The sequence below is a fragment of the Polynucleobacter sp. 39-46-10 genome, from assembly GCF_002282275.1.
The window spans coordinates 1-2000 of sequence record NZ_NCJB01000384.1 but is presented as its reverse complement, the minus strand read 5'-3'; the positions used below and the strand labels follow the sequence as shown (position 1 = coordinate 2000).

Sequence of the window (2000 nt, the reverse complement as noted above, 5' to 3'; positions counted from 1 at the left end):
CTGCTGCCGCTCCTGCTGCTGCACCTGCTGCTGATGCACCTGCTGCACCTACCGCTGCTCCTGCTGCCCCAGCTGCTCCTGCTGACGCTAAGAAGTAATCTTCTTCTTGAAGAAAAAAAGCCGCTGAAAAGCGGCTTTTTTATTGGCTCAGTTTTTTTACTTGGTGCTTATCTGGCCATTTGCTCAGTAAGCAAGGTTAAAAGTTGCAAGCCAGCGGCAGAGTTTTCAGGCTTACCATCTGCATTTTGAACATAAATGCTTGAAGAATTATCGCCTGTTGATTTAACTACTACGAGGTATTTCTTTGCCTTCAAGCTGGAATCATCCTTACTGCTAAATAGGTTTGAAAAGAACCCTTTGGTATCGCCCAAATCCTTGGGATTAACGTAGCGAACATAGTAAACACCGTTAGCGCGATTACGATCTTCAACAGTAAAGTTAGATCGATCCAAAGCTAAACCAGTGTCACGCCATGCACGATCAAAGCCTGCAGCCATTTCAATATGGGCAGTGTTAACACCCTCTTGAACTAACTTTGCTTTTGGGGTCTTGGGACCAAGCGGTACAGCAACCTGAGCCTTGGCCATTTCTTGCGTCATCCCCAAGCGCTCCATTAAACGAGCTAAGAATGCCGCTTCAAGCTCAGGGTCATTTGGACGTGCAGTCCAAATAGTAGAGATGCAAGCACCGGTACTGTCAGTGGTGCACACCTCTAAAGCACCGCGTTGAGTGATATAAATCTCCGTTTCGCCAGGCTTACTCACCTCAAGACGAGTCTTGTACTTATCACGCTCACCAGTGTCATAGAGGGAATCTAACGCACCGCCAATGGTTGATCGAATAAAATCTTGTGCAATCTTGGCACGATTCTCCGCCCAGTCCGTCTCCATGATGCCGGTAGAGGGTGAATCAATCACCAATAGAAAACCGTTCTCCTGCCAAAAATCTTTGATTTGTGGATAGAGCTCTGGAGCAGGTTTTTCAACAACCAACCAACGACGCTCCCCGTCACGAGCAATCCGCATACCCGGAATGCCGGTCATGACGTTCTTGCGAGTCTGCACTGATTTTTTTACTGCCGCGTTGTACTCAGACATCGTAGCGGAGCCATCCTGAACGATATATCTGCGATCAGCTTGAGCTGTAATGAGATCAGGAGGATAGGACAAATTAGGTCCACGAACAGCACCAGCAGATTTGTAATCCACGGTATCGTTGGTTGTTACCGACTTACATCCCAGCAGAGAGAGGCTTGCCAATGAAAGAATAAATAAAGTTGCGCAATGCTGGCGCACAAGTTGCATCACATTCGTCATAGTAAGCCGGCCTGTTTCATTGCAGTCTTCAAAGGTTCACGCAAAGCAACGCTCAAAGGGGTTAAAGGTAAACGAATTCCAGCAGTGACTTTGCCCATTTCATGCAGAGCCCATTTCACAGGAATCGGATTTGCCTCAGTAAACATGGCTTTATGCACAGCCAGTAATTGATATTGAATAGTACGTGTCTTGACGACATCATCAGACATTGCTGCCTGACACAATTGATGCATTAGACGTGGGGCAATATTGGCAGTAACGGAAATATTACCCTTGCCACCCATCAACATCAGCATTGCCGCACTCAGATCGTCGCCAGAAAATACAGAAAAATTAGCATGTCCAGCACGCTTGAGATCGGCTAGCAATAAAGTGCCTCGCTCAATGCTGCCAGTAGCATCCTTGATACCGATAATGCCCGGCACTCCGGCCAAACGCACGGTAGTCTCACCCGCAAGATCAGCAACAGTTCGGCCAGGAACGTTATAAAGAATCACAGGCAAATCAACTGACTCCGCTATTTTCTTGAAGTGGGCGTACATACCCTCTTGAGTTGGCTTGTTATAGTAAGGAACAACCTGGAGGCTGGCGTCAGCACCAACCGACTTTGCAAAATTAGTTAACTCGATAGCCTCGGTAGTGGAATTGCCACCAGTACCCGCGATTACTGGAATGCGTCCAGCA

General features: G+C 47.5%; 2 protein-coding genes. Both read right to left on the bottom strand.

Annotation, left to right across the window (positions count from 1 at the left end; all coding sequences use genetic code 11):
* Positions 1-167 precede the first annotated feature (167 nt).
* On the bottom strand, positions 168-1304 hold the full coding sequence (gene bamC / locus B7X71_RS15900; protein WP_293601447.1) for an outer membrane protein assembly factor BamC: 1137 nt from the start codon (positions 1302-1304) through the stop codon (positions 168-170).
* Between the two features lie 8 nt (positions 1305-1312).
* The coding region (dapA, locus tag B7X71_RS15895) for a 4-hydroxy-tetrahydrodipicolinate synthase (RefSeq protein ID WP_293601446.1) at positions 1313-2000 on the bottom strand (688 nt) is incomplete at its 5' end.

Coding starts and splice junctions, on each gene's coding strand:
- bamC (WP_293601447.1), bottom strand. CDS start 1,304: ATGCAACTTGTGCGCCAGCATTGCGCAACTTTATTTATTCTTTCATTG.